21 protein-coding genes, 4 tRNA genes, 1 other RNA gene and 1 pseudogene are annotated in these 25,714 nt (G+C 71.1%); 11 read left to right on the forward strand and 16 right to left on the reverse strand.

Going from position 1 to position 25,714, the window contains the following annotated elements; genetic code table 11:
• Positions 1-25: 25 nt before the first annotated feature.
• The 8 genes from purF to purS all read right to left on the reverse strand — a co-directional run bounded on the left by purF (position 26) and on the right by purS (position 8,121).
• Complete coding sequence (gene purF / locus STRCI_RS19745) at positions 26-1,552, reverse strand: amidophosphoribosyltransferase (RefSeq protein ID WP_269660282.1); 1,527 nt, start codon at positions 1,550-1,552, stop codon at positions 26-28.
• Between the two features lie 57 nt (positions 1,553-1,609).
• The gene (locus STRCI_RS19750) at positions 1,610-2,506 is read right to left on the reverse strand and encodes an META domain-containing protein (RefSeq protein WP_269660283.1); all 897 of its coding nucleotides are present in this window, start codon (positions 2,504-2,506) and stop codon (positions 1,610-1,612) included.
• Between the two features lie 71 nt (positions 2,507-2,577).
• Complete coding sequence (locus STRCI_RS19755) at positions 2,578-3,375, reverse strand: maleylpyruvate isomerase family mycothiol-dependent enzyme (protein WP_269660284.1); 798 nt, start codon at positions 3,373-3,375, stop codon at positions 2,578-2,580.
• Between the two features lie 10 nt (positions 3,376-3,385).
• On the reverse strand, positions 3,386-4,252 hold the full coding sequence (locus tag STRCI_RS19760; protein ID WP_269660285.1) for a M23 family metallopeptidase: 867 nt from the start codon (positions 4,250-4,252) through the stop codon (positions 3,386-3,388).
• Between the two features lie 33 nt (positions 4,253-4,285).
• Complete coding sequence (locus STRCI_RS19765; protein WP_269660286.1) at positions 4,286-4,786, reverse strand: ArsR/SmtB family transcription factor; 501 nt, start codon at positions 4,784-4,786, stop codon at positions 4,286-4,288.
• A 139-nt stretch (positions 4,787-4,925) separates the two neighbouring features.
• Positions 4,926-7,184, reverse strand: coding sequence for a phosphoribosylformylglycinamidine synthase subunit PurL (gene purL, locus STRCI_RS19770; protein WP_269660287.1), 2,259 nt, complete (start codon positions 7,182-7,184; stop codon positions 4,926-4,928).
• Positions 7,181-7,861, reverse strand: a complete 681-nt coding sequence (purQ, locus tag STRCI_RS19775) for a phosphoribosylformylglycinamidine synthase subunit PurQ (protein WP_269660288.1) — start codon at positions 7,859-7,861, stop codon at positions 7,181-7,183. The genes purL and purQ overlap by 4 nt, the downstream gene beginning before the upstream one ends.
• Positions 7,858-8,121 (reverse strand): phosphoribosylformylglycinamidine synthase subunit PurS, encoded by a 264-nt coding sequence (gene purS, locus STRCI_RS19780; RefSeq protein ID WP_007383088.1) that lies wholly within the window; start codon positions 8,119-8,121, stop codon positions 7,858-7,860. The genes purQ and purS overlap by 4 nt, the downstream gene beginning before the upstream one ends.
• A 278-nt stretch (positions 8,122-8,399) precedes the next feature.
• On the opposite strand from purS, the gene STRCI_RS19785 reads away from it, so the two are divergent.
• The 8 genes from STRCI_RS19785 to STRCI_RS19820 all read left to right on the forward strand — a co-directional run bounded on the left by STRCI_RS19785 (position 8,400) and on the right by STRCI_RS19820 (position 12,933).
• On the forward strand, positions 8,400-8,717 hold the full coding sequence (locus tag STRCI_RS19785) for a histone-like nucleoid-structuring protein Lsr2 (RefSeq protein WP_041821757.1): 318 nt from the start codon (positions 8,400-8,402) through the stop codon (positions 8,715-8,717).
• A 137-nt stretch (positions 8,718-8,854) separates the two neighbouring features.
• Positions 8,855-8,926: transfer RNA gene (locus tag STRCI_RS19790), tRNA-Gly, on the forward strand.
• Between the two features lie 95 nt (positions 8,927-9,021).
• Positions 9,022-9,094: transfer RNA gene (locus STRCI_RS19795), tRNA-Gly, on the forward strand.
• A gap of 140 nt (positions 9,095-9,234) precedes the next feature.
• Positions 9,235-10,227 (forward strand): ABC transporter ATP-binding protein, encoded by a 993-nt coding sequence (locus STRCI_RS19800; protein WP_269660289.1) that lies wholly within the window; start codon positions 9,235-9,237, stop codon positions 10,225-10,227.
• A complete protein-coding gene (locus STRCI_RS19805) occupies positions 10,224-11,000 on the forward strand; it encodes an ABC transporter permease (RefSeq protein ID WP_269660290.1) in 777 nt (258 codons plus the stop codon). The genes STRCI_RS19800 and STRCI_RS19805 overlap by 4 nt, the downstream gene beginning before the upstream one ends.
• Positions 11,001-11,018: 18 nt before the next feature.
• Positions 11,019-12,227 (forward strand): sensor histidine kinase, encoded by a 1,209-nt coding sequence (locus STRCI_RS19810; RefSeq protein WP_269660291.1) that lies wholly within the window; start codon positions 11,019-11,021, stop codon positions 12,225-12,227.
• A complete protein-coding gene (locus tag STRCI_RS19815; RefSeq protein ID WP_269660292.1) occupies positions 12,224-12,838 on the forward strand; it encodes a response regulator transcription factor in 615 nt (204 codons plus the stop codon). Before STRCI_RS19810 ends, STRCI_RS19815 begins: the two co-directional genes overlap by 4 nt.
• A gap of 22 nt (positions 12,839-12,860) precedes the next feature.
• Positions 12,861-12,933, forward strand: a tRNA-Gly gene (locus STRCI_RS19820).
• 44 nt (positions 12,934-12,977) lie between these two features.
• On the opposite strand, the gene STRCI_RS19825 is transcribed toward STRCI_RS19820, so the two are convergent.
• The 6 genes from STRCI_RS19825 to ffs all read right to left on the reverse strand — a co-directional run bounded on the left by STRCI_RS19825 (position 12,978) and on the right by ffs (position 21,550).
• The gene (locus STRCI_RS19825) at positions 12,978-13,877 is read right to left on the reverse strand and encodes a phosphoribosylaminoimidazolesuccinocarboxamide synthase (RefSeq protein ID WP_269660293.1); all 900 of its coding nucleotides are present in this window, start codon (positions 13,875-13,877) and stop codon (positions 12,978-12,980) included.
• A gap of 103 nt (positions 13,878-13,980) precedes the next feature.
• Positions 13,981-15,507, reverse strand: a complete 1,527-nt coding sequence (locus tag STRCI_RS19830; RefSeq protein WP_269660294.1) for a N,N-dimethylformamidase beta subunit family domain-containing protein — start codon at positions 15,505-15,507, stop codon at positions 13,981-13,983.
• Between the two features lie 148 nt (positions 15,508-15,655).
• On the reverse strand, positions 15,656-17,410 hold the full coding sequence (locus STRCI_RS19835) for a M48 family metalloprotease (RefSeq protein ID WP_269664590.1): 1,755 nt from the start codon (positions 17,408-17,410) through the stop codon (positions 15,656-15,658).
• 312 nt (positions 17,411-17,722) lie between these two features.
• A complete protein-coding gene (gene purD / locus STRCI_RS19840; protein WP_269660295.1) occupies positions 17,723-18,973 on the reverse strand; it encodes a phosphoribosylamine--glycine ligase in 1,251 nt (416 codons plus the stop codon).
• A 169-nt stretch (positions 18,974-19,142) separates the two neighbouring features.
• The gene (locus STRCI_RS19845) at positions 19,143-21,392 is read right to left on the reverse strand and encodes a DNA polymerase III subunit gamma and tau (RefSeq protein ID WP_269660296.1); all 2,250 of its coding nucleotides are present in this window, start codon (positions 21,390-21,392) and stop codon (positions 19,143-19,145) included.
• Positions 21,393-21,451: 59 nt separating this feature from the next.
• Positions 21,452-21,550: signal recognition particle sRNA small type (ffs, locus tag STRCI_RS19850), an RNA gene on the reverse strand.
• A gap of 72 nt (positions 21,551-21,622) precedes the next feature.
• Here ffs and STRCI_RS19855 point away from each other — a divergent pair.
• From STRCI_RS19855 to STRCI_RS19865, 3 genes are all read left to right on the forward strand, one after another.
• A tRNA-Ser gene (locus tag STRCI_RS19855) sits at positions 21,623-21,710 on the forward strand.
• Positions 21,711-21,941: 231 nt separating this feature from the next.
• Positions 21,942-22,952 (forward strand): aldo/keto reductase, encoded by a 1,011-nt coding sequence (locus tag STRCI_RS19860; protein WP_269660297.1) that lies wholly within the window; start codon positions 21,942-21,944, stop codon positions 22,950-22,952.
• A 108-nt stretch (positions 22,953-23,060) separates the two neighbouring features.
• Complete coding sequence (locus STRCI_RS19865; protein WP_269660298.1) at positions 23,061-23,582, forward strand: DUF4396 domain-containing protein; 522 nt, start codon at positions 23,061-23,063, stop codon at positions 23,580-23,582.
• An 18-nt stretch (positions 23,583-23,600) separates the two neighbouring features.
• Here the strand turns inward: STRCI_RS19865 and STRCI_RS19870 are convergent, their stop codons facing one another.
• Positions 23,601-25,358, reverse strand: a complete 1,758-nt coding sequence (locus STRCI_RS19870) for a copper resistance CopC/CopD family protein (protein ID WP_269664591.1) — start codon at positions 25,356-25,358, stop codon at positions 23,601-23,603.
• Between the two features lie 94 nt (positions 25,359-25,452).
• Positions 25,453-25,712: pseudogene (locus tag STRCI_RS19875) on the reverse strand (SDR family oxidoreductase); the annotation flags it as partial.
• Positions 25,713-25,714: the final 2 nt, after the last annotated feature.

Consider the following 25,714-nt stretch of genomic DNA (forward strand, 5'->3'; position numbering starts at 1 on the left):
AACTTTCGTGTCGTACTACGGGGGCTTACGGGCGACGGATCGCGTCGGCCGCGGCCGTGGCCGCAGGGCCGGCCGCCAGCTCGGTCTCCAGAAGCTGCTTCCCGAGCAGCTCGGGGTCCGGGAGCTCCATCGGATACTCACCGTCGAAGCAGGCGCGGCAGAGGTTCGGCTTGGCGATGGTGGTCGCCTCGATCATGCCGTCGATGGAGATGTACGCCAGCGAGTCGGCGCCCAGCGAGGTGCCGATCTCGTCGATGGTCATGCCGTTGGCGATGAGCTCGGCGCGGGTGGCGAAGTCGATGCCGAAGAAGCAGGGCCACTTCACGGGCGGCGAGGAGATCCGGATGTGGACCTCGGCGGCGCCGGCCTCGCGGAGCATGCGGACCAGGGCGCGCTGGGTGTTGCCGCGCACGATGGAGTCGTCGACGACGACCAGGCGCTTGCCCTTGATGACTTCCTTCAGCGGGTTCAGCTTCAGGCGGATTCCGAGCTGCCGGATCGTCTGCGAGGGCTGGATGAACGTACGGCCGACGTAGGCGTTCTTCACCAGGCCCGCGCCGAAGGGGATGCCGGAGGCCTCCGCGTAGCCGATGGCGGCCGGGGTGCCGGATTCCGGGGTCGCTATGACCAGGTCGGCCTCGACCGGGGCTTCCTTCGCGAGCTTGCGGCCCATCTCCACGCGGGAGAGGTACACATTGCGGCCGGCGATGTCGGTGTCCGGGCGGGCCAGGTACACGTACTCGAAGACACAGCCCTTGGGCTTCGCTTCCGCGAATCGCGAGGTGCGCAGCCCGTTCTCGTCGATGGCGATGAACTCGCCCGGCTCGATCTCGCGCACGTAGCTCGCACCGCAGATGTCCAGGGCAGCGGACTCCGAGGCGACGACCCAGCCGCGCTCCAGCCGCCCGAGGACCAGCGGGCGGATGCCCTGCGGGTCACGGGCGGCGTAGAGGGTGTGCTCGTCCATGAAGACCAGCGAGAAGGCGCCCTTGACCTGCGGAAGGATCTGGTGGGCGGCTTCCTCGATGGTCAGCGGCTTGCCGTCCTCGTCCACCTGGGCCGCGAGCAGCGCGGTCAGCAGGTCGGTGTCGTTGGTCGCCGCCACACGCGGGGTGCGGCCCTCCTGCTTGGGCAGGTCGGCGACCATCTCGGCGAGCTGGGCGGTGTTGACGAGGTTGCCGTTGTGGCCGAGCGCGATCGAGCCGTGCGCGGTGGCACGGAACGTCGGCTGGGCGTTCTCCCACACGGAGGCACCGGTGGTCGAGTAGCGGGCGTGACCGACCGCGATATGACCCTGGAGCGAACCGAGAGAGGTCTCGTCGAAGACCTGGGACACCAGGCCCATGTCCTTGAAGACGAGGATCTGGGAGCCGTTGCTGACCGCGATTCCCGCGGATTCCTGGCCCCGATGCTGGAGGGCGTAGAGCCCGAAGTACGTGAGCTTTGCGACCTCTTCGCCCGGAGCCCAGACACCGAAGACGCCACACGCGTCCTGGGGGCCTTTCTCGCCGGGGAGCAGATCGTGATTGAGTCGACCGTCACCACGTGGCACGGCTCCGAGTGTAGGCGAGATCGACCACTGGTCCGAATTCGCTGAGAGTGGGCTTTCTTACTTCGCACGGGCGACGAGACCGTCCCCGGAGGCCTTGGTGAGGGTCAGCGTGCCGTCTTTCTGCTGGTAGGACACCTTGCCGGTGAGGATGTCGATCATCTCCTGCTCCGCCTTCATCACCGGGCCCTCGCACAGCATGCGCGTGGTGGACAGCCGGCCGAACTCGATGGTGCCGTTCTTGACGGTCGCCTCGCCGCGGAAGTTGTTGCAGCCGAGGTTGCCGCTCGCGGTGCCGTCCTTGGCCAGGGTGAGGTGGGCCTTGGTCCCCTTGGGCAGGGACTTCGCCGTGGCGTCGTCGCCCTTGCCGGAGACCAGGGTGTCGATGGTCCACTTGGTGCCCTTCAGGGCCGGCTCGGGCTCGTCCTTGGCAGCTCCCTCGCCCAGGGTGATCGAGTCGCCGTCCTTGCTGGTCAGAGTGAGGGTCTTGGTGCCCTCCCGGTCCTCGACGGCGGCCTTGAGGGTGCCGCTGAACACGCTCATGAACCGCTCCTCGAACTCCTGCACGGGGCCGGGGCAGCCCATCGCGGTCGAGGTGAGGTCGGTGATCTTCACGGTGTCGCCGTCGATCTCGACGTCGGCGCCGAAGTCGTTGCAGCCGACCGTGCCGCCGGATTCCCCACCTCCGACGTCGGGCTCGGCAGCGCCGGGCTTGAGCAGGATGTACGCCTGATCGACCCGGAAGTTCTCGTCCTCGGTCGGCAGGCCGTACTCCTTTCCGTCGACGGTCACCTTCTGCGGGACCCAGCGGGTGTCCGCGATGTCGGTGGCCTTCTTGGTCTTCCCGCCGTCTCCGACCGCGCCGCTGTCGCTGCCGGACTCCGTCCCGCAGGCGGCCAGCACGGCGGTGCCGGCCAGGGCCGCGGCGGCGTACTTCACACTTGTGGTCCGCTTCATGTCTCTTCGACGCACGAGGCGGGTGTTGGGTTCGGGGTCGTTATCGGTCCGTTGTGTCGGGCGCGGTGCCGTCAGCTCATCAGGGGCAGCAGACCGCTCAGATCGGCGCGCTCCCCGCTGGCGCTGACCTTCGCCTGCTCGACCGCCTCCGGCCACCGCACCCGCCCCGTCGCCAGCCGGACCCAGGTCAGCGGGTCGGTCTCGACGACATTGGGCGGAGTGCCCCGGGTGTGCCGGGGGCCCTCCACGCACTGCACGACGGCATACGGCGGGATCCGCACCTCGGTCGAACCGCCGGGCGCCTTCACCGCGAGCGCGTCGGCGAGCAGCCGGGCGCAGATGGCGAGGGCCTGCCGGTCGTAGGGCACTTCGAGGCCCGGCACCGCGGCGTTCAGGTCGTCGGTGTGGACGACCAGTTCCACGGCTCGGGTGACCAGGTAGTCGGCCAGCGGCAGGGCGCCGGCGTTGGTCTGGAGCAGCCGGGTGCCCGGGTGGGTGTCCAGCTGCTCCTCGAGGGTGCGGGCGATGTCGGCGAGGTAGGTGTCGAGGTCGGGGTGATCCTGGACCAGGCGCCGGGTGAAGTCGTCGATGGCCGAGGAGCTGGCGGCGGTCGCGAACGGCCACTCCACCAGCACGGCATCCGGCCTGGGCGGCTCCGGCAGGTCCAGGGAGCGCCCGATGCCGGTCAGCGCCATCCCGATGTGCGCGACCAGCTCCCGTACGGTCCACTCGCCGAGCCGGGTGGGCAGTGCGAGTTGCTCGGGCGTCAGCCCGCGCACGGCGTCCTGGACGTGCCGGAACTGTGCGAAGACGGCGGTGCGGGTCTTGGCGGGATCGTAGGCGCGGGCGCGCTTCTTGGCCGGGGGCATGCGATCAAGCCTAGGCAGACTGCTCGGCCGACACAGGAGCTTCGAAGATCTCGCCGTTGCCGGGGACGCCTATGCCCCGCCAGCGGAACGGCAGGCCGCGGGCGGTGTCCGGGTCGGATCCGTCCATCAGCTGGAAGTGCACATGCGGCTCACTGGAGTTGCCCGAGTTCCCGCACCGGGCGAGCACCTGCCCGGCGCGCACCCGGTCGCCCTCGGCCACGGTCAGCGAGCCGTGGTTCAGGTGGGCGTAGAGGGCGTGGGTGCCGTCGCCGAGGTCGAGGACGAGGTGGTTGCCGACGATGCGCCGGACGCCCGCCATCTCGCGCACCGACGCCTCGACGAGCATCAGATACAGCAGCCCCGGCAGGGAGGTGCGGCTGAGATGGTCGCGCTGCCGGTCCTCGGCCCGCACGACCGTGCCGTCGGCCACCGCGTGCAGCGGGGCGCGGAAGGCCGGGAAGTCGGCGTTGCGCCGGGCGAGCGGCCACAGCGCGCGGAAGCCGGGGCGGGCGCCCGGCTCGGGCTCGGCGACGATGTCGATGGCGTAGGTCTGGCCGTAGGCGTGGGTGCCGTGGCTCGGGGTGCGGTTCGCCGGGCTGTTGAGCGCGGACCAGCGGCCGGTGACGGGCGGGTCGACCTCTATCGGTTCGGCCGCTCTCCGCTCACGATCCAGCGGCTCGCCCTCCTCCGCCGACTGCCCTTTGCTTGCGCGCGCGGGCCGGTTCGCGGTGACGACAAGGGCGTACGCCAGGACCAGGAGCAGGAAGTTCCACCAGTGCGGATAGCCGAGGTCGAGCCAGACGTCGGCAATCACGAGGCCGAAGAAGGCCATCAGCAGGAGCCGGAAGCCGATCATGGCGAGCTTGCGTGCGGACATGGTTTCCCCCTGTGTTGCGGTTGTTCTCGTGGCCTACGGCCGGGCCGCCGCGAGCATGACGAGCAGTGGCACGACCCGTCCCGGCGGCACTTCGTAGCGGCCGCGTGCGGTGGCGTGCAGCCAGCCCCCGGCGGTCAGTTGGGGCAGGTGGTGGTAGATCTGGCCGGTCGTGCCGAGTTCTTCCAGCGCGGTCAGTTCGGCCACGGTGCGGCGGCCGCCGAGCACCTCGCGCAGCAGCCTCAGCCGTACCGGATGAGCGAGCGCGGCGAACGCGTCGGTGCTTTCCGACCACTCCTCGTCCAGCAGGTCCTCGACGAGCGCGGTGCGCTGCCAGCCGTACTGCTCCCCGGTCGGCAGTCGCACCTCCCCGGTGAACAGGACGCCCCCGTCCGTGGCCCCCGCCTCGGACATCTGCTCCTTCAAGGTCTCCAGGGCCCAGAAGTCGCCCTCGCCGACGCGCGGGGTGGTCCGGCCCGCCGCTTCGAGTGCCGCCAGTCGGCGTTCGAGATCGGTGACGCGCTCTTCCAGGTCCATGCTCCGAGATTACGGAATTACGTAACTCCGTGCAAGCACTCTTTCCGGTGAACGGCGAACAGCCAAGGACCAACGGCGAACATGCCGAAGCCCCCGCCCGGCTGACCGGACGGGGGCTTCTCACAAACAGCCGGGACGACTACGCCAGCAGAGCCGGAATCGTCGCCTCGTGCGCCTCGCGCAGCTCCGTCAGGGAGAGCGCGAACTCGCCCTGCACCTCCACCGAGTCACCGTCGACGACACCGATGCGGGTGACCGGAAGGCCCCGCGCACCGCACATGTCGTTGAAGCGGACCTCCTCCGAGCGGGGCACGGCGACGACCGCGCGGCCCGCCGACTCCGAGAAGAGGAAGGTGAACGCGTCCAGACCGTCCGGGACGACCAGCCGGGCGCCCTTGCCGCCGAGCAGCGCCGACTCCACGACCGCCTGGACGAGACCGCCGTCGGACAGGTCGTGCGCCGAGTCGATCATGCCGTCGCGGGAGGCGGAGATCAGGATCTCGGCGAGCAGCCGCTCACGCTCCAGGTCCACCTTCGGGGGCAGTCCGCCGAGGTGGTCGTGGACGACCTGGGACCAGGCCGAGCCGCCGAACTCCTCACGCGTGTCGCCGAGGAGGTAGAGCAGCTGCCCCTCCTCCTGGAAGGCGACCGGCGTGCGACGGGCGACATCGTCGATGACGCCGAGCACCGCAACCACCGGGGTCGGGTGGATGGCGACCTCGCCGGTCTGGTTGTAGAGGGAGACATTGCCGCCGGTCACCGGGGTGCCGAGCTGCTGGCAGGCGTCCGCCAGACCGCGGATGGCCTCCGCGAACTGCCACATCACCGCCGGGTCCTCGGGCGAGCCGAAGTTCAGGCAGTCGGAGACCGCGAGCGGCTTCGCGCCCGTCGTCGCCACGTTCCGGTACGCCTCCGCCAGCGCCAGCTGGGCACCGTGGTACGGGTCCAGCTTGGCGTAACGGCCGTTGCCGTCCGTCGCGATGGCGACGCCGAGGCCGGTCTCCTCGTCGATGCGGATCATGCCGGAGTCCTCCGGCTGGGCCAGCACCGTGTTGCCCTGCACGAAGTGGTCGTACTGAGACGTGATCCACTTCTTCGACGCCTGGTTGGGGGAGGCCACCAGCTTCAGGACCTGGTCCTTCAGCTCCTGCGCGGACGCGGGCCGCGGCAGCTTGTTGGCGTCGTCCGCCTGGAGCTCGTCCTGCCAGGACGGGCGGGCGTAGGGGCGCTCGTAGACCGGGCCGTCGTGCGCGACCGTGCGCGGGTCGACGTCGACGATCTTGCCGCCGTGCCAGTAGATCTCAAGGCGGTCGCCGTCGGTGACCTCACCGATGACGGTGGCGATGACGTCCCACTTCTCACAGATCTCCAGGAACCGGGCGACCTTCTCCGGCTCCACGACCGCGCACATGCGCTCCTGCGACTCGCTCATGAGGATCTCCTCAGGAGAGAGCGTGGAGTCGCGCAGCGGTACGTCGTCCAGGGTGACGGTCATGCCGCCGGAGCCGTTCGAGGCCAGCTCGGACGTGGCACAGGACAGGCCCGCCGCGCCCAGGTCCTGGATGCCGACCACCAGCTTCTCCTGGAACGCCTCCAGGGTGCACTCGATGAGCAGCTTCTCCTGGAAGGGGTCGCCGACCTGGACCGCCGGACGCTTCGAGGGCTTGGCGTCGTCGAAGGTCTCGGAGGCGAGGATCGAGGCGCCGCCGATACCGTCACCGCCGGTGCGGGCCCCGTACAGGATGACCTTGTTGCCCGCGCCGGACGCCTTCGCGAGGTGGATGTCCTCGTGCCGCATCACACCGATGGCACCGGCGTTGACCAGCGGGTTGCCCTGATAGCAGGAGTCGAAGACGACCTCGCCGCCGATGTTGGGCAGGCCCAGGCAGTTGCCGTAGCCGCCAATGCCGGCGACGACGCCCGGCAGCACGCGCTTGGTGTCGGGGTGGTCGGCCGCGCCGAAGCGCAGCGGGTCCACGACCGCGACCGGACGCGCGCCCATCGCGATGATGTCGCGCACGATGCCGCCCACGCCCGTGGCCGCGCCCTGGTAGGGCTCGACGTAGGAGGGGTGGTTGTGCGACTCGACCTTGAAGGTGACCGCGTAGCCCTGGCCGACGTCGACGACACCGGCGTTCTCACCGATGCCGACGAGCAGCGCGTCGGACTGCGGGGCCTTCTCGCCGAACTGGCGGAGGTGGACCTTGGAGGACTTGTACGAGCAGTGCTCGGACCACATGACGGAGTACATGGCCAGCTCCGCGCCCGTGGGGCGGCGGCCGAGGATCTCCACGACCCTCTCGTACTCGTCCTTCTTCAGGCCGAGTTCGGCCCAGGGCAGCTCGACGTCGGGGGTCGCGGCCGCGTGCTCGACCGTGTCCAGAGGCGTCCGGCTCATGCGTTGACCAGCTTCTTGAGGATCGAGGTGAAGAACGGGAGACCGTCGGTGCGGCCCGACCCGATCAGGGGCTCGACGGCGTGCTCCGGGTGCGGCATGAGGCCTACGACGTTCCCGGCCTCGTTGGTGATGCCGGCGATGTCGTTGAGCGAGCCGTTGGGGTTGAAGTCGAGGTAGCGGAACGCGACCCGGCCCTCGGCCTCCAGCTTGTCCAGCGTGTACTGGTCGGCGACGTAGCGGCCGTCCATGTTCTTCAGCGGGATATGGATCTCCTGGCCCGCCTCGTAGTCGCTGGTCCAGGCCGTGGACGCGTTCTCCACCCGCAGCTTCTGGTCGCGGCAGATGAAGTGCAGGTGGTCGTTGCCGAGCATGCCGCCGGGGAGCAGGTGCGCCTCGGTGAGGACCTGGAAGCCGTTGCAGATGCCGAGGACCGGGAGTCCGGCCTTCGCCTGCTCGATGACGGTCTCCATCACCGGCGAGAAGCGGGAGATGGCTCCGGCGCGCAGGTAGTCGCCGTAGGAGAAGCCGCCGGGCAGCACCACGGCGTCGACCTGGTGGAGGTCCTTGTCCTTGTGCCAGAGGGCGACCGGTTCGGCGCCCGCGAGGCGGATCGCACGCTGGGTGTCCCGGTCGTCGAGACTCCCTGGGAAAGTGACGACGCCAATACGAGCGGTCACTTCGCAGCCTCCGCGACTTCCTCCACCTTGACGGTGAAGTCCTCGATCACGGTGTTGGCGAGGAAGGATTCCGCAAGATCATGGATGCGGGCGAGCGCGGCCTCGTCGACCGGCCCGTCAACTTCCAGTTCGAATCGCTTTCCCTGACGTACGTCCGAGATGCCGTCGAAACCCAGCCGCGGCAGTGCGCGCTGCACCGCCTGGCCCTGGGGGTCGAGGATCTCCGGCTTGAGCATGACGTCGACTACGACGCGTGCCACGTGCACTCCCGGTGGTGTGGTGCTGAGCAGGTTCCTGCAGGTGGTTTCAGACTACCTGCACAAAATTTCTACGCGCGTCGACTTGTAGGAATCTACGTGATGGCTGTCACGAGCCATCGGAAGAGCGGGTACACGGAAAAGTTCCGGGAAAGATCCGAGATCGTCACCCGAAACCTATTGCGCTCGGACACGCGGAAGGATTTAGTCGGGCTTCACAATGCATTGTCGGGCACTGTACAAATGAATTGTCACCCGTGCCGTACGAAGGGACCAATTTCGTGGCGCAGAAGGTCGTGGTCACCCTCTTTGACGACATCGACGGCTCGGAAGCGGCGGAAACGATCGCCTTCGGACTCGACGGCAAGTCGTACGAGATCGACCTGAATCAAACGAATGCCGAGAAACTGCGTAAGGCGCTTGAGCCGTACGTGGAGGCCGGCCGCAAGCGGTCGCGCTCCGGCAAGGCCTACCGGCAGACCGAGGTCGCCCCCGACCCGGCGGCCGTCCGGGCCTGGGCGCAGGCCAACAAGATGGACGTACCGGCCCGCGGCCGGATCCCCAAGAAGGTCTACGAGGCATTCGCCGCGGCGCAGTGAGGGTCCACCCGGTCACCGTCCTCGGGGCCGCCAGCGGGCCCTGAGGACAACCGACTTGCGCGGCACCCCTCCCGATCAGCTAGAGTCTGGAGCACGCCGCGGGGCGGGGACGGAAAATCCCAGCTCACGGAGTACATGCGGGTGTAGTTCAGTAGTAGAACATCCCCCTTCCAGGGGGAAGGCGCAGTGTGCAATTCCTGTCACCCGCTCTGCATCGCCGTACCGAGGATCCTTCTGGATCAGGTAGGCTGGTGCTCGCGCCGATCGGTGGCTGTGCTTGTTACAGCTGGCGGTCGGAGGCAATGCGGACGTAGCTCAGTTGGTAGAGCGCAACCTTGCCAAGGTTGAGGTCGCGAGTTCGAGCCTCGTCGTCCGCTCGGGAATGAGACCCCGGTCCACTGGACCGGGGTCTTTTCATGTTTCCTGTCGGCCGTCCTCACTTGCTTCTGACATTTGTCATGCCTGGCGATGACAGCGCGCACTGCCGAGCGGCCCGGAACACCGGGAGTCTGAAGTCATGGACAGGAACGAACACGGACACGTGATTGAGGTCGCCGACCTGCGGCGTGTGTACGGGGGCGGGTTCGAGGCGGTACGCGGAATCACCTTCTCGGTGACCCGCGGTGAGGTCTTCGCGTTGCTCGGCACCAATGGCGCGGGCAAGACCTCCACCGTCGAACTGCTGGAGGGGCTCGCCCGGCCGGCCGGGGGGCAGGTGCGGGTGCTCGGCCACGATCCCTACACCGAGCGGGCCGCCGTACGGCCGCGGACCGGGGTCATGCTCCAGGAGGGCGGGTTCCCGTCCGAGCTGACCGTCACCGAGACCGCGCGGATGTGGGCCGGGTGTGTGAGCGGGGCGCGTCCGCCGCTGGAGGTGCTGGAGCGGGTCGGTCTCGCCACCAAGGCAGATGTGCGGGTGAAGCAGTTGTCCGGGGGTGAGCGGCGGCGTCTGGATCTGGCGCTCGCGCTGCTCGGGGATCCCGAGGTGCTGTTCCTGGACGAGCCGACGACCGGGCTCGACGCCGAAGGGCGCCGGGACACCTGGGAGTTGGTGCGCGGACTGCGCGACGCCGGTACGACCGTGCTGCTGACCACGCACTATCTGGAGGAGGCCGAGGGCCTCGCCGACCGGCTGGCGATCCTGCACCAGGGGCGGATCGCGGCCGCCGGGACCCCGGCCGAGGTGACCGCGTCCCAGCCCTCGCGCATCGCCTTCGAACTGCCCGAGGGCTACTTCCTGGGCGACCTGCCGCCGCTCGGCGAGCTGGGCGTGTCCGGGCACGACGTCGAGGGACGGGTCGTCCGGCTGCGCACCCATGAGCTCCAGCGGGCGGCGACCCGGCTGCTGGTGTGGGCCGAGGAGGCCGGGGTGGAGCTGCGGGGGCTGGATGTGCGGTCGGCCTCGCTGGAGGAGGCGTTCCTGACGATCGCGCGAGAGGCGTCCGAGTCCGACTCCGCGGCCGGATCCATGTCCGCGTCCGCATCCGAGAAGAAGGAGTACGCGGCATGAGCAGCGCCGTCACCACCCCGGCCGGCCGGATGGCGGCGCTGGCCCGAGCCGAGCTCACCCTGCTCGGACGCAGCAGGGGAACCCTCTTCGCCGCCCTGTTCGTCCCCCTGGTCCTGCCGCTCAGCGTGTACTCGACGACCAAGGACATGGACCTGGAGGAGCACGGTCTCACCCCCGGCACCGTCATCCTGCCCGCCGCCATCGGGTTCTCGCTGCTCTTCGCGGTGTACGGGGCGCTCGTCGGCGTCTTTACCGCGCGGCGCGAGGAACTCGTCCTGAAGCGACTGCGCACCGGGGAGCTGCGGGACAACGAGATCCTCGCCGGATCCGCCCTGCCGGCCGTCACCACCGGCCTCGCCCAGTCCGTACTGCTCGCGGTGGGCTGCGCGGTCCTGCTCGACATGCCCGCGCCCCGCGCCCCGCACCTCGCCGTCCTGGCCCTGCTGGTCGGGCTCGTGATGTGCGCCGCGCTCGCGGCCGTCACCTCGGCGTTCACCCGCACCACGGAGAGCGCCCAGGTCACCACGCTGCCCGTGGTGTTCGTCTCGATGCTCTTCTCCGGCATGGCCTTCCCGCTGGAGCTCCTGCCCGACCGGGCGGCCTCGGTGTGCGAACTCCTGCCGCTGACCCCGGTGGTCACCCTGGTCCGCGGTGGCTGGACCGGCGAACTGTCCGGCTACGAGGCGACGGGCGCCCTGCTCACCGCGCTGGCCTGGACCGCGGTGTCCGTGTTTGCTGTACGACGGTGGTTCCGCTGGGAACCCCGGCGTTGAGGTGAGGGGGACGGGCGCATGCGCGGGCCGGGCAGTTGGTGGCGGGGCAAGAGCACCCCGGCGAAGGTGGAGACGTACACCCGGTGGTCGTTCCAGTTCTTCGCGGTGGTGGAGATCTCCGGGGCCGGAGTGCCGGTCATGGGGGAGATCGGCGGCGGGCTCGGTGGCCTGTTGATGCTGCTCGTGTGCGCCCACGCCGCGGTCTGCGCGCTGACCGTGGCCCGGTCCGTGGACTGGGTGCGCGGCCTGCGCGAGCAGCCGGTACGTCTGCTGTGGACGCTCGGCGCGCTCACCTCGGCGGTCGCCGGCACGGCCTTCGCGATCGCCCAGTACGGCCCGGAGGGCGAGGCGGTCGAGTCCGCCGCGGGCAGCGTCTTCGGTGTCGTCATGGTCTTCGGCGTGGGCATCATGGCGCTCGGGGTGGACGCGCGCAGGCACGTCTACGCGATCGTCTCGGGCTTCGCCGCGGGTACGGCCGTGGTCGTGTTCGCGCTGGACGGATCCGTGCTCGCGGGACTGGTCGTCGGGCTGATCGTGCTGGCCGGCAGCGGCTTCCTCGCCTTCACCGCCGTCTTCTCCGTCTGGCTGCTGAAGGCCGTCTACGAACTCGACGAGGCCCGCGAGACCCGCGCCCGGCTCGCCGTCGCCGAGGAGCGGCTGCGGTTCGGACGGGATCTGCACGATGTGATGGGGCGCAATCTCGCGGTCATCGCGCTGAAGAGCGAACTGGCCGTACAGCTCGCCCGGCGCGGGCGGCCCGAGGCCGAGGAGCAGATGGTCGAGGTCCAGCGGATCGCGCGGGAGTCGCAGCGCGAGGTGCGGGATGTCGTACGGGGCTATCGCGAGGCCGATCTCGGGGCCGAACTCTCCGGTGCGCGGGGCGTGTTGACGGCCGCTGGGATCGACTGCGAGGTGAGCGGGCCGGTCGAGGGGCTGCCCGCCGAGGTGCAGTCGGCGCTGGCATGGGTGGTCCGGGAGGCCACCACCAATGTGCTGCGGCACGGGAACGCGGAACGGTGCGCGGTGTCCGTGCGGGTACGGGAGGGGTGTGTGGTGCTGACGGTGGAGAACGACGGGGTCGCCGGCGCCGCCGCGGAGGGCGGCGGCTCCGGGCTGGCCGGGCTGCGGGAGCGGCTCGCGGCCGTGGCGGGGACGTTGGAGGCGGGGGCTGAGGCAGGAGTGTTCCGTGTGGTGGCCGAGGTGCCGGTGACGGCGGTGGCGGTGTGAGCGAGCGGGTACGGGTGCTGCTCGCCGACGACGAGCATCTGATCCGGGGTGCGCTGGCCGCGCTGCTCTCGCTGGAGGACGACCTGGTGGTCGTCGCCGAGGCGGCCTCCGGTCCGGAGGCGCTGGCGATGGCACGGGCCCACGCACCCGATGTGGCGGTGCTGGATCTTCAGATGCCCGGCGCGGACGGTGTGAAGGTCGCCACATCCCTGCGGGCGGAACTGCCGTCCTGCCAGGTCATGATCGTGACCAGCCATGGCCGCCCCGGGCATCTCAAGCGGGCGCTTGCGGCGGGTGTGCGCGGGTTCGTCCCGAAGACCGTCAGCGCCCAGCGGCTCGCCGAGATCATCCGGACGGTCCGGTCCGGAAACCGTTATGTGGACCCCGAGTTGGCCGCCGACGCGATCTCCGCCGGGGACTCCCCGCTGACCGCGCGGGAGGCCGAGGTGCTGGAACTGGCCGCCGACGGAGCCCCCGTGGCGGAGATCGCGGAGCGGGCCGCGCTGCCCCAGGGGACCGTGCGGAACTATCTCTCCTCGGCGGTCTCCAAGCTCGGGGCGGAGAACCGGCACGCGGCGGTGCGGCTCGCCCGGGAGCGAGGTTGGGTATAGTGGTTCTCGCGCCACGGCGCATGCGAACGTAGCTCAGTTGGTAGAGCGCAACCTTGCCAAGGTTGAGGTCGCGAGTTCGAACCTCGTCGTTCGCTCTGAATGAGCCCCCCGGTCCTGGACCGGGGGGCTTCTTCGTTCCCTAGCTCCAGCTAGTGCCAGTCAGACGCTCGTACGCCTCCACGTACTTGGCGCGGGTGGCGTCGACCACGTGCTGCGGCAGGGCCGGCGGGGGCTGCTCGCTCTTGCGGTCCCAGCCGGACTCCGGCGAGGTCAGCCAGTCGCGCACGAACTGCTTGTCGTACGACGGCTGCGCGCGGCCCGGCTCCCACTGGTCCACCGGCCAGAAGCGGGAGGAGTCCGGGGTGAGGACCTCGTCGGCGATGACGAGGCTGCTGTCCTCGAAGCCGAACTCGAACTTGGTGTCGGCGAGGATGATGCCGCGCTCGCGCGCGATGTCCCGGGCGCGGGAGTACACCGCGAGGGTCGCCTGGCGCAGCTCGGCGGCGGTGTCGGCGCCGACCTGGCGGACGACCTCCTCGTAGGAGACGTTCTCGTCGTGCTCGCCGACCGCGGCCTTGGTGGCCGGGGTGAAGATCGGGGCGGGCAGTTCACTGCCGTCGACCAGGCCTTCGGGGAGGGCGAGACCGCAGACCGTGCGGGAGTCGTTGTACTCCAGCAGACCCGAGCCGGTGAGGTAGCCGCGGGCCACGCACTCCACCGGCACCATCCGCAGCGACTTGCAGATCAGGGTGCGGCCCGCCCAGTCGGCGGGGGCGCCGGGCGGCAGCTCGGTGCTCAGCACGTGGTTGGGGACCAGGTCGGCGAGCTGGTCGAACCACCACAGGGAGAGCTGGGTGAGGACGCGCCCCTTGTCGGGGATCTCGGTCGGGAGCACCCAGTCGAAGGCCGACAGTCGGTCGCTGGCGACCATCACGAGGTCGCCCGTCTCGTTCTGGTACAGCTCGCGCACCTTGCCGGTGTGCAGGTGCACCAGGCCCGGAACCTGAATCGGCTCGGGCTTTTCTACGAATCCGGACACGGTTCCCTCCCGTGGTTCTGTCCAACGGGTCGATTGTCCCGTACGGGCCGCCGACCTTGGACCTCGGGTGCCCTGGGGCGCCCCGCGGGTACCCGGGCCGGGCTCAGTCACGCTTGCAGATGCGGTCCAGGAGGTTGGCGGTGGCGCGCTGGATACGGGGGTCGACATGGCCCGGGCGGTCCAGGGCGGGGGACCAGGCGAAGGTGCCGGAGGCGAAGACCAGGGCGCCGGAGGGGGCCCGGTACAGGGAGGTCTCCTGGTGGCGGAGGGCGCCGTCGGCGTCGGCGTACGGGGAGTGCGCCAGCAGGACGCGCTCCTCGTGTACGGGCAGCGCGGTGCGCGGGAAGTAGCGGTCGGCCTCGCCCGCGACCATGCCGGTGACCTCGTCGCCCTCGTGGGAGCCGGTGGCGTCCCACAGCCAGTGGTCGGCGTTGCGCACGATCAGAGGGTGGGGCTCGGGGACCCGGCCCGCGTACTGGATGCCGACCAGCTGCTGCTCGGGGCGGTCGATCTCGCGCCACAGGACCGGCTTGCCCGGACCCCGGCGTTTGCGGCAGGTCAGCAGGCGGTCGGGGACGCCGGACGGGGAGGGGCCCAACTCCACCTGCCAGTACATGGTGTTGGCGGAGAGGAAGACCAGCGAGGTGCCGTGTTCCCGGGCCAGCTCCACGGTGCGGCGCATTTGGGGCGACCAGTACTCGTCGTGGCCGGGGAAGACCAGGCCGCGGTAGCGGGTGGGGTCGACCTGGCCGGCGTGCAGATCGCGGGCGTCGGCGTAGGCGAGGTCATAGCCGTAGCGCTCGGCGAAGCGGATGAAGTCGTAGGCGTGGCCGACGTGCAGGGGGAGCCCCGCACCGGCGTAAGGGCGATCGAAGGAGACGGTCGTGGCGGCGTCGGACTCGCCGAGCAGCCGGCCCTCCTCGTCCCACGCGTGGTAGAGGCTGGCGCCGATGCGGCCGTCCTCCGGGTAGAGGTTGTACGCCTGCCAGGTGATGTCGGGCAGGAGCAGCAGCAGGTCCGCCGGGTGCTTGTCGCGGACGGTGAACGGGATGTGGGAGCGGTAGCCGTCGACGGTGGTGAGGACCGCGACGTAGGCGCCGTTGCTCCAGAACGACGGGACCTGGAGCCGCCAGGAGAGCCACCAGTGGTGGCAGGAGACCGTGCGGTCCGCGGTCAGCGGCGGGGGCTGGACGATGCCGGAGAGACGGGGGCTGGTGGTGATCTTCGCGGCGCCGTCTCCGCCGTAGTGGCCGATGCGGTAGATGTCCACCGCGAATTCCTGGGGCGGGTCGACGGTGATGTGGAAGTCGACGGCCTCGCCGGGGGCGACCGCGCCGGTGGAGGTGAAGCCCTTGATCTGGCGGTTCACGTCATCGGCGGAGCGGGGGCCCGCGGGGCGGGGGGTGCGGGTGTTGCGGGTGTTGCGTGGGGCGGGGACGCGGTGCTCGCCCGGGTGGCTGTCCGGTGCGGTGCCCGGGGGGGTGTCGACGTACCAGGGGACCATCTGGCCCGTGTCGCCGAAGTACGTCTCGGTGCCGCGGAGCCAGGGGACGGGGCCCTGGCCGAAGGGGTCCGTGACGGCGTGCGCGAGTGCTCCCGACTCCCAGCGGCGGATCGGCTTCGACCCCATGGTCGCTCCCCTCCCGTGCCCCCGTGGTGTACGTCGTAAGCCCTTGCTCGTGCGTGAACGGTCCCAGCACATCACATTGCGCACGCACGCGGTCACTACTCGTTGCGAATTGACCGAAAGTGGAATACGAGACTCCAGACGCCGGTCGTCAGACGAGCCGTACCGGCTTCTCCGGGCGTATGCCGGATTCGATCAGCCACGCCTTCAGCGGCGCCGGGTCGCCCTCCTCGATGAGGCTGAGGACGCGGGGGGTGAGGTCGGCCGCGCGTTCTCCGTTGACGAGGAGGGTGGGGCCGTCGAGCCAGTCCAGGCCGGGGGTGGCGCCCGCGGTGTCCATGGCGGCACAGCAGACCATCGCGGTCACGTGGTCGGCGAGGAGCTCTCGGGCGGAGCGCGGGGGCTGGAGCGGGAAGAGCGGGAGGGTGCCGTCGTCCCAGAGGGCGGTGGGGTCGGGGGTGGGGGTGGTGGGGCCGGTAGGGGCGGCGGCCTCCTCGCGGGCCAGCTCGGCGGTGAGGCCGGCGGCGAGGGTGGCACAGCGTTCGTTCTCGGGCTCGTCGACGTCGGCGTCGGGTTCTGCTTCGGCTACGACGGTGGCTGCGGCTCCGGTGGCCTCCGCCCCGGGCGCCTCCACGGTCTCCTCCGGTGCCGACAGATGGTCCAGTACGCGGGACAGGGTCGGGCCGTTCGTCCGGGGGTCCGGGGTGCGGACGCCCAGGGAGTCCAGGACCTTGTGCAGGCGGGCCGCGTCCGTACGCCATTTGCGGTCCACGACCTCCTCCGGGTACTCCTGCCAGCCCACCGGGGACCAGTCGGGGCCGGATTCGGCCGGGCCGCCGTGGAAGAGGCGGGCGGCCAGCAGGGACGCCGCCTCGTCCACCGCTCCCGGTTCCTCCAGCAGGTCGCACGCCGGGCGCTCGCCCAGCCGGGAGGCGAAACCCTCGGCCAGGCGGTCACGGCGGGACAGTTCGGTCAGGGCCGCCACCACGCCCGCGTCCAGGCGGGACGGCCAGCGGCCCATCCGCCAGGCCGGAAGCGCGACCCGGGTCAGCAGCCGGTCCCAGCCCGCGTACGCCAGGCCCACCTGCTCCTGGGCGACGATGCGCAGTCCGTAATCCACAGCCTGTGCACGCTCGGCGGCCGCGGCGGCCACGCCGCGCTCCATCTCCGCCGCGTGCGCCCGGCAGCTGCGCAGCAGCAGACGGGCCACCCGGCCGACGCCGGAGAGCACGGCCCGGGACAGCGGTCCCCGGTTCGGCGCCGCGCTGACCGCCACCGCCGCGTCGAGACCCCGTACGAAACGGCGGGCCGCGGCTATGTCGGGGTGCGCCGAGGGGCCCGTACCGGCCACCACCGGCGCGAGGACGGCGCGCAGCTCGCCCACCCGCATCCACCACAGGAACGGGGAGCCGATGACCAGGACCGGGGCGGCGGTGGCCCGGCGGTGCGGGCCGCGCAGTCCGCCGGTGAGCTCGTCGCGCGCCTCCGGCTGGGGCGGGCCGTGCGCCGGATGCGTGCGGTCCTCCAGCCAGCTGTCGCAGTCCGGCGTGAGCGCTATCGCGGACGGGGCCGGTACGTCGAGGCGGTCGGCCAGGTCACGCACCATGCGGTAGAGGTCAGGGGCCGACTCTTCCGCGATGGTGACCGTAGGGCTGACGGCCGGTCTCGACCGGGCGACGACCAGCGCGATTCCGCCCGCGGCCAGCAGGACGAGCACGGCCACGCAGGTCACGACCCATCGCGCCGCATGCCAGCCGGAGCCCACGAGATGCCCGGTGGAACCACCGGCCAGCAGCACCACGGCGAGCGCGGCGGGCAGCAGGGCGACGGCCAGCGCCCGGCTGCGGATCCGCAGCACGGCCATGGCCCGGGAACGCGCGGCCTGCGCGCCCGCTTCCACACCCATACCGGTCACGACCGGACCTCACCCCCTCCCCGTCGCGCGGACCGTCCCGGCTCCGCCTGTCCCACCTGTCCTGGTGTTGGTCACTCCCCCACTGTGGCACCCCCCACCGACATCGCAATGCCGGTGGGCCAAGTGCCGGAATGCTTGCGCCGCACCATAGTTGGGGCCCCGGCCCACGTCAGCCGGATGGGGCATCGGTCACTCGATGGAATGGCTCTGGGGAAAGGTGTATGACCCACAGCAAGCATCAGGCCCCGGTTCCTGAGACGGATCCGGGGCCTGGCGGGTTCATCCAGAGGGTGCCGTGTGCGGCTACTCGGCGGCCGCCTTCGCGGCGATGTCCGTACGGTGCTGGGAGCCATCGAGCCGGATGCGGCCGACCGCGCGGTAGGCGCGCTCACGGGCCTCGGCCAGGTCCGCTCCGGTCGCCGTGACCGACAGCACCCGGCCGCCCGCGCTGACCACGGCGTCGCCGTCGGTCTTCGTGCCGGCGTGCAGCACGTACGCGTGCGGGGCGTCCTGCGCGGCGACCTCGTCGAGGCCGGTGATCGGGTCGCCGGTGCGCGGGGTGCCGGGGTAGTTGTGCGAGGCGACGACCACGGTGACCGCGGCGTCGGAGCTCCAGCGCAGCGGCTCCAGGTCGGCGAGGTCCCCCTTGGCGGCGGCCAGCAGGACCCCGGCCAGCGGCGTCTTGAGGCGGGCCAGGACGACCTGGGTCTCCGGGTCACCGAAACGGGCGTTGAACTCGATCACGCGCACCCCGCGCGAGGTGATCGCGAGACCGGCGTACAGCAGACCCGAGAACGGTGTGCCACGGCGGTGCATCTCGTCGACGGTCGGCTGGAGAACGGTCTCCATGACCTCGTCCACCAGCTTCGGATCGGCCCAGGGCAGCGGGGAGTACGCGCCCATGCCGCCGGTGTTCGGCCCCTCGTCCCCGTCGAGCGCCCGCTTGAAGTCCTGGGCGGGCTTGAGGGGGAGGACCGTCTCGCCGTCGGTGATGGCGAAGAGGGAGACCTCGGGGCCGTCGAGGAACTCCTCGATGACGACCCGCTCACAGGCGTTGGCGTGCGCCCGCGCGGCCTCCAGGTCGGCGGTCACGACGACGCCCTTGCCGGCGGCGAGACCGTCGTCCTTGACGACGTAGGGGGCGCCGAAGGCGTCGAGGGCCTCGTCGACCTCCTCGGGCGTCGTACAGACGTACGCCCGCGCGGTCGGGACCCCGGCCCCGGCCATCACGTCCTTGGCGAAGGCCTTGGAGCCCTCGATCTGCGCGGCCTCCTTGGAGGGGCCGAAGACCGGGATGCCCGCCTCACGCACGGCGTCGGCGACACCGGCGACCAGGGGCGCCTCCGGCCCTACGACGACCAGTTCGGCGCCGAGTTCGGTGGCCAGCGCGGTGACGGCGGCACCGTCCAGGGCGTCGACCGCATGCAGCTCGGCGACCTCGGCGATGCCGGCGTTGCCGGGGGCGCAGTGCAGCGCGGTGACGTCGGGGTCGAGGGACAGGGAGCGGCACAGGGCGTGTTCGCGGGCGCCGCTGCCGATGACGAGGACCTTCACGGGGGTCAGCCTAACCGGAGCGGGGGTGGCGGGATTGTGTGGGTCGATGAAGGGGGTGGGCGTGGGGGTTGTGGGTTCGTACGAAACGGGGCGGTCCGCGGGGGCCTCCGTGGGTTCCGCGGCTTCCCTTTGGGCCTTACCCGTTCTGGCCCCTGCTGGTTCTGGGCCCCTACTCGTTCGTGAACTCCTCGACCACCGTCGCGCCCAGTTCGCGGACGATCAGGTCGTGGCCGGAGAGTGCCGATTCGTTGAGGTCCGGGTCGTCGTCCTCGGGGATGTCGTCCTCGGGGGCGACCGGGGTCGGAGCGGGAGGCGGGGACACGGGGGCGGGGGGCGCCGCTTGTGCGGGCGCGGCGGGTGCCGGGGCCGCGGGAGTGGGGCCGGGGGACGCCGGCTGGGGAGGTGCCGGTCGCGAGGGGGCGGTCGTAGCGCCGCCACCGCCGTAACCACCGCCACCGCCATAGCCGCCCTGCGGGGGTGCGGAGCCGCCGCCCGAGGGGTCGATGATCGCCTCGACCTTCCACTGGACGCTGAACTGCTCGGCGAGCGCCTGGCGCAGGACGTCCTCGCTGCCGCTGCTCGCGAAGTTGTCGCGGGCGCCGGCGTTGACGAAGCCGAGCTGGAGGGTCGTGCCGTCGAAGCCGGTCACCTGGGCGTTCTGGCTGAGCAGGATCCAGGTGAAGCGGCGGCGGTTCTTGACGGCCTCCAGGATGTTCGGCCAGAGCGTGCGGGGGTCGAGGCCGCCGACGGGGGCGGCGGCAGGGGTGGGGGCGGGCGGGGGCGCGGTCTGGGGCGCCGGTGCCGGGGCGCTCGGGGTGGGTGTGGGCGCGGGCTGGCTTCCGGTGCCCGCGGGGGTCGCGGTGGGCCAGCCGCCCGGACGGCGACCGCTGCCGGCGGTGGTGGCGGTGGGCCAGGCGCCGGGGGCGGCCGGGGCCGGGGTGGGCTCGGGGGCCGGAGCGGGGGCCGCTGCCGGGGCAGGGGGCTGCTGGGGCTGGGGCGCCTGGGGAGCAGGGGGCTGCTCGGCGACCGGGGCGGGGGGCTGGGGCGCCGCCGGTGCGTAGGGCTGGGGCTGCGGAGCCGGAGTCGCGGGGCCCGCCCCCCGTACCGCCGCACGGGCCGCCGCCGGGCCGCCGCCGGGTGGGACGGCGGCCGGAGCCGGGTGTGCCGACCCGTGGGCTTCCGGCACATGGGCTTCCGGCCTATGGGCTTCGGGCCCGGGGGCGTAGCCCATCGCGGGCGTGCCCGCGCCGCCCGAGAAGCTGACGCCCCGCTCCAGCCGGTCCAGACGGGCCATGACGGAACGCTGGTCCCCGTAGGCGGCGGGGAGCAGCACGCGCGCGCAGATCAGTTCGAGCTGGAGCCGCGGGGAGGTGGCGCCCCGCATCTCGGTCAGGCCCTCGTTGACGAGGTCGGCGGCGCGGCTGAGCTCGGCGGCGCCGAAGGTGCCGGCCTGGGCCTGCATGCGCTCCAGGACGTCGGCCGGGGCGTCGAGCAGCCCCTTCTCGACGGCGTCCGGGACGGCGGCGAGGATCACGAGGTCGCGCAGCCGCTCCAGCAGATCGGCGACGAACCGGCGGGGGTCGTTGCCGCCCTCGATGATCCGGTCGACGACCTCGAAGGCGGCGGCGCCGTCACCGGTGGCGAAGGACTCCACGACGGAGTCGAGGAGGGAGCCGTCGGTGTAGCCGAGGAGGGAGGTGGCCATGGCATACGTCACACCGTCCTCCCGCGCACCGGCGAGGAGCTGGTCCATGACGGACATGGAGTCACGCACGGAACCGGCGCCCGCGCGGACGACGAGCGGGAGCACGCCGTCCTCGACGGGGATCTTCTCGCGTCCGCAGACCTCGGCGAGGTAGTCCCGCAGGGTGCCGGGCGGCACCAGCCGGAACGGGTAGTGGTGGGTCCGCGACCGGATGGTCCCGATGACCTTCTCGGGCTCGGTGGTGGCGAAGATGAACTTCAGATGCTCGGGCGGCTCCTCGACGACCTTGAGCAGCGCGTTGAAGCCCGCCGACGTGACCATGTGGGCCTCGTCGATGATGTAGATCTTGTAGCGGCTGCTCGCGGGTCCGAAGAATGCCTTCTCGCGCAGCTCACGGGCGTCGTCCACGCCACCGTGCGAGGCGGCGTCGATCTCGATGACGTCGATGGACCCGGGGCCGTTCCGGGCCAGGTCCTGGCACGACTGGCACTCGCCGCACGGGGTGGGCGTGGGACCTTGCTCACAGTTCAGACAGCGGGCGAGGATCCGAGCGCTGGTCGTCTTGCCGCAGCCACGCGGCCCGCTGAACAGGTACGCGTGATTGACCCGGTTGTTCCGCAGCGCCTGCTGCAACGGGTCGGTGACATGCTCCTGCCCGATGACCTCGGCGAACGACTCCGGGCGATAGCGGCGGTACAGCGCGAGAGACGACACGCATACGAGGTTATAGGCGCCCACTGACAACCCGGCCCTCCGCGCGGGCTCCGCCCGGGAACGCAAGCGCCCCCCACGCACCCGCCAGAGCCAACCTACCCTTGCTGCCTTCCGGCCCTGGGGGAGTTCAGTCAGATAGCGCCGCGTGAGGGGCTGCCCAAACAGTACCCGATGGCGGCGGGTGGGAACGAGTTCGCGAGCACTCCTCAACGTCTTGTATTGTTTGCCGCGGAGGATTCGCCTAGAGGCCTAGGGCGCACGCTTGGAAAGCGTGTTGGGGGCAACCCCTCACGAGTTCGAATCTCGTATCCTCCGCCAGTGCCTCACCGGGCACGTTGTCGAAGGGCCCCACTGTTCGCAGTGGGGCCCTTCGACGTTTTCCGGCTCGGTTCCTTCTCGGCTCCTTCCCGGGCACGGGACAACTTAAGGGTGAGCGCGGGATGCCATCTCCTACATTAGCCCGCGTGCACAAGTATTGTCTTTGCAAGTAAGGCGTTGCGGGGGTACTCCCGCCCCCTCCCCACTCCCCACACCCGCAAAGGCACTTCCATGTCGCTCAAGGACATCCTTCCCGGCCGTCTCGGCTTCGGTACCGCCCCGCTCGGCAACATGTTCCGTGCGATCCCCGACGACGAGGCCCGGGCCACCGTCGAGGCCGCCTGGGAGCACGGCATCCGCTTCTACGACACCGCCCCCTTCTACGGCGCGGGCCTGGCCGAGGAGCGGCTCGGGGAGGTGCTGGCCGGTAAGCCTCGCGACGAGTTCGTGCTGTCCACCAAGGTCGGGCGGGTCGTCCTCGACGAGCACGAGACGGACGTACCCGACTTCGGCGAGAAGGGCGGGCTGTTCGAGCACGGCAACCCGAACAGGATCCTCCACGAGTGGACCGCCGAGGCCACCGAGCGTTCCATCGAGGGCAGCCTCAGGCGGCTCGGCACCGATCGGCTCGACATCGTCTGGGTTCATGACATCGCCCAGGACTTCCACGGTGATCAGTGGCTGAGCAAGTTCGAGGAGGCCCGTACCGGAGCCTTCCGGGTGCTGTCGCGGCTGCGCGACGAAGGTGTCATCGGGGCCTGGGGCCTCGGCGTCAACAGGACCGAGCCCATCGAGCTCACCCTCGCCCTCGACGAGCCGCAGCCCGACGGCTTCCTCCTCGCCGGCCGCTACACCCTCCTCGACCACGAGCACGCCCTCACCCGCCTGTTGCCCATGGCGCAGGAGCAGGGCGTCGACATGGTCGTCGGTGGCCCCTACAGCTCCGGCATCCTCGCCGGTGGCACCCACTTCGAGTACCAGCAGGCCCCCGCCGAGATCGTCGACCGCGTCGGCAGGCTGAAGGCGCTGGCCGACCGGCACGGCGTGAGCATCAAGGCGGCCGCCCTCCAGTTCTCCCTGGCCCACCCCGCCTCCGCCGCCGTCATCCCCGGCGCCACCCGCCCCAGCCGTATCGCCGAGGACACCGCCGCGCTGAACGAGACCGTCCCGGCCGCGTTCTGGGCCGACCTCCGCGCCGCGCGCCTGGTCAGCCCGGCCGCCCCGCTCCCCCACAACGCCTGACAGCTTAAACGTCTTCCAGTTATACCCCTGGGGGGTATAACGTTCAGCGCGATGGGCCCGGGTACACAGGAACTCGGGTCGCGTTAACAGGGGAACGAGGACGTAGTCATGGATCACAGCGCCCATCACACCGATCAGCACAGCGGTCAGCACGGGGACCACTCGCACCATGCCCACCACTCCGGTCACGCTCCGGGCGCCTCCTGGTCCATGGCCGTCAAGGCCACGCTGCACTGCCTCACCGGGTGCGCCATCGGTGAGATCCTCGGCATGGTGATCGGGACCGCGCTGGGGTGGGGGAACGTCCAGACCATGGTGCTGGCGATCACCCTGGCGTTCCTGTTCGGGTACTCGTTCACGCTGTTCGCCGTCCGGCGGGCCGGGCTAGACCTCAAGTCCGCCATCAAGGTCGCCCTCGCCGCCGACACCGTCTCCATCGCCGTGATGGAGCTCGTGGACAACGCGATCATCGCCCTGACGCCCGGGGCCATGGACGCCCACCTCGACGACGGGCTCTTCTGGTCGGCCCTGCTCGGCGGCTTCGCGGTCGCGTTCGTGATCACCACGCCGGTCAACAAGTGGATGATCGGACGCGGCAAGGGTCACGCCGTCGTGCACGCCTACCACTGAGCCCGGTCCGCCGAAGTCTCAGCCGACCTCGATCCGCCGCTCCACGCTCACCTGGTCGATCTCCGACACCCGCACGGTGACCTTCATGGTCCAGGTGCCCGCGAGGGGCAGGTTGACGAAGCTGTTGCCCCAGTAGCCGCCCTGGTCGGTGAGGCCGGCGTCGAGCGGGCCCACGTCCTGGGCGGGGAGGGTGAAGGAGACCCGCAGTTCGGGCACGGTGGAGATGCCGCCGTCCGGACCGAACACCACGGCCTGGAGCGAGTTGTCGCCGACCCGGCCGGGGTCGAGGGTGAGTTCGACCTTGCCGGTGCCGCCGGGGGTGCCGACGTCGAAGGGGACCGAGACGGCGACGGTGCCGCCGACCGGCCGCGCGGCCTCGGCCCCGGTACTGGCCTCCGCCACGGCCCGGCCGGGCAGGGTCGCGGTGAGCACCGTGGTGATCACCAGCACGACCACTCCGACGGCCACCTCGGCCAGCACGGAGCGGCGCAGGGCCCGGTGCTGTTCGCCCGAGGGCGCGGGCGAGGGCGGTGGATCCGGCAGGGGCGGGCCGCCGACCGGCTCCGGGACGCGTACGGCTGTCTCCGCCTCGACCGTCGCCAGCCGTGCCGTCCAGCTGCGGGACACCGCCGCGGCGCCGAGGAGAAGGGCCACCACGACCAGCTTGAGGGTCAGGAGGCGGCCGTACGTCGTCTCCGTGAGCGCGTTCCAGGAGCCGAGGCCGCGCCAGGACTGGTAGACGCCGGTGACGACGAGGACGGTCACGGAGGCGAAGGCCAGGCGGGAGAAGCGGGTGACTGTCTCCGGGGTGGGGGTTGTACGGCGGAGGGTGAGGAGGAGGGCTGTCAGGCCGCCGAGCCAAATGGCTGTCGCCAGGAGGTGCGACGCGGAGGATGCCATGGCCAACGGCACCTGGATTCCGGCGGAGGCGTGGTCCGAGGCAGCCCAGGTGAAGGCCAGGGCTATTGCTGTGCCGAGCAGGGCCAGATGCTGGGTGCGGCGCCGTCGTGGCTGGTCGCGCAGTCCCCCGCGCCCCTTGGGTATGTTCCTCAGCCGCCAGTTCAGCAGTGCTGCCGCCAGCAACAGCAACGCCAGCCTCGCCAGCAGCGCCAGCCCCGGGCGGCCCGTCAGCGTCCGTGTCAGTGCCTCGGAGTCGAATGCCGCTCCCGGGCCCTCCCCCGTCTCGTACGGGCCCCGCAGCAACAGCAGCGCCAGCGTCGCACCCACCAGCGTCCACCAGCCGACGACCAGGGGCCGCCGGAGTGCCGACGGATCCGGGGGACGGCATAGGACGATGAACGTCCCCGTCCCGATCAGCAGCGCCGCCGCCAGGTACGCCAGATACCGCGCGATCTTGTGCAGGGCGGCCGTCGCCGGATCCTCCGTCGGCCCGGTGTCCACCGCGGCCGGGGCCGGGGACGGCTTGCCGACCGAGAAGGTGAAGGCGCCGGACACCGGGTGGCTGTCCGCCGAGACCACGCGCCAGGCGACCGTGTAGGTGCCCTGGTCCAGGCCGCGGGGCAGGGTCACCCTCGCCGTGTTGTCCCCGTTCTCGTGCTCCGCCTCCCCGAGCCGCAGCCGCCTCCCGTCAGGGCCCAGAACGCGTACGGAGTCGTCGAGCAGGCCGACGGACTCGGTGAAGGTCAGGGTGAGCTGACGGGGGGCCGTGCGGAGGACGGATCCGTCGTCGGGGTCGGTGCCCCGGAGGGCGGCGTGTGCCGACGCCGTTCCCGCGCCGCCGAGGACGAGCAGGACCAGCACGGCGCCCAGCAGCACCAGCCCTTGAACTCCGCGCCTTCGGACCACGTCGTCTCTCCGTCTTCCCCGGACTCAGCCACGTGGATACGTACGTACACCACAGCCGCTCCGCTCACCAGGTCGGGCGGGCAGACGCTCCTCCGTCCACGACTAGATCGTGACCGGTGATCCATGCCGTCGGCGGCGACGCGAGGAACACGCACGCGTCCCCCACGTCCTCCGGGCGCCCGAGCCGCCCCACGGCCGTACGCCCTCCGGCCAGGCCTCCGCCAGTCCGTCCCGGTCGATCGGGCCGGGCGAGACCGTGTTGACGCGGATGCCGTCGCGGCTGTACTCCACGGCCGCCGCACGGGCGTGCATGACCTCCGCCGCCG

This window comes from Streptomyces cinnabarinus, from assembly GCF_027270315.1.
Taxonomy (GTDB): domain Bacteria; phylum Actinomycetota; class Actinomycetes; order Streptomycetales; family Streptomycetaceae; genus Streptomyces; species Streptomyces cinnabarinus.

Bases quoted from the DNA above. Each gene is read 5' to 3' on its own strand.
- STRCI_RS19750 (WP_269660283.1), bottom strand. From the start codon at position 2,506: ATGAAGCGGACCACAAGTGTGAAGTACGCCGCCGCGGCCCTGGCCGGC.
- STRCI_RS19755 (WP_269660284.1), bottom strand. From the start codon at position 3,375: ATGCCCCCGGCCAAGAAGCGCGCCCGCGCCTACGATCCCGCCAAGACC.
- STRCI_RS19760 (WP_269660285.1), bottom strand. From the start codon at position 4,252: ATGTCCGCACGCAAGCTCGCCATGATCGGCTTCCGGCTCCTGCTGATG.
- STRCI_RS19765 (WP_269660286.1), bottom strand. From the start codon at position 4,786: ATGGACCTGGAAGAGCGCGTCACCGATCTCGAACGCCGACTGGCGGCA.
- purL (WP_269660287.1), bottom strand. From the start codon at position 7,184: ATGAGCCGGACGCCTCTGGACACGGTCGAGCACGCGGCCGCGACCCCC.
- STRCI_RS19800 (WP_269660289.1), top strand. From the start codon at position 9,235: ATGGACAGGAACGAACACGGACACGTGATTGAGGTCGCCGACCTGCGG.
- STRCI_RS19805 (WP_269660290.1), top strand. From the start codon at position 10,224: ATGAGCAGCGCCGTCACCACCCCGGCCGGCCGGATGGCGGCGCTGGCC.
- STRCI_RS19810 (WP_269660291.1), top strand. From the start codon at position 11,019: ATGCGCGGGCCGGGCAGTTGGTGGCGGGGCAAGAGCACCCCGGCGAAG.
- STRCI_RS19830 (WP_269660294.1), bottom strand. From the start codon at position 15,507: ATGGGGTCGAAGCCGATCCGCCGCTGGGAGTCGGGAGCACTCGCGCAC.
- STRCI_RS19835 (WP_269664590.1), bottom strand. From the start codon at position 17,410: ATGGGTGTGGAAGCGGGCGCGCAGGCCGCGCGTTCCCGGGCCATGGCC.
- STRCI_RS19860 (WP_269660297.1), top strand. From the start codon at position 21,942: ATGTCGCTCAAGGACATCCTTCCCGGCCGTCTCGGCTTCGGTACCGCC.
- STRCI_RS19865 (WP_269660298.1), top strand. From the start codon at position 23,061: ATGGATCACAGCGCCCATCACACCGATCAGCACAGCGGTCAGCACGGG.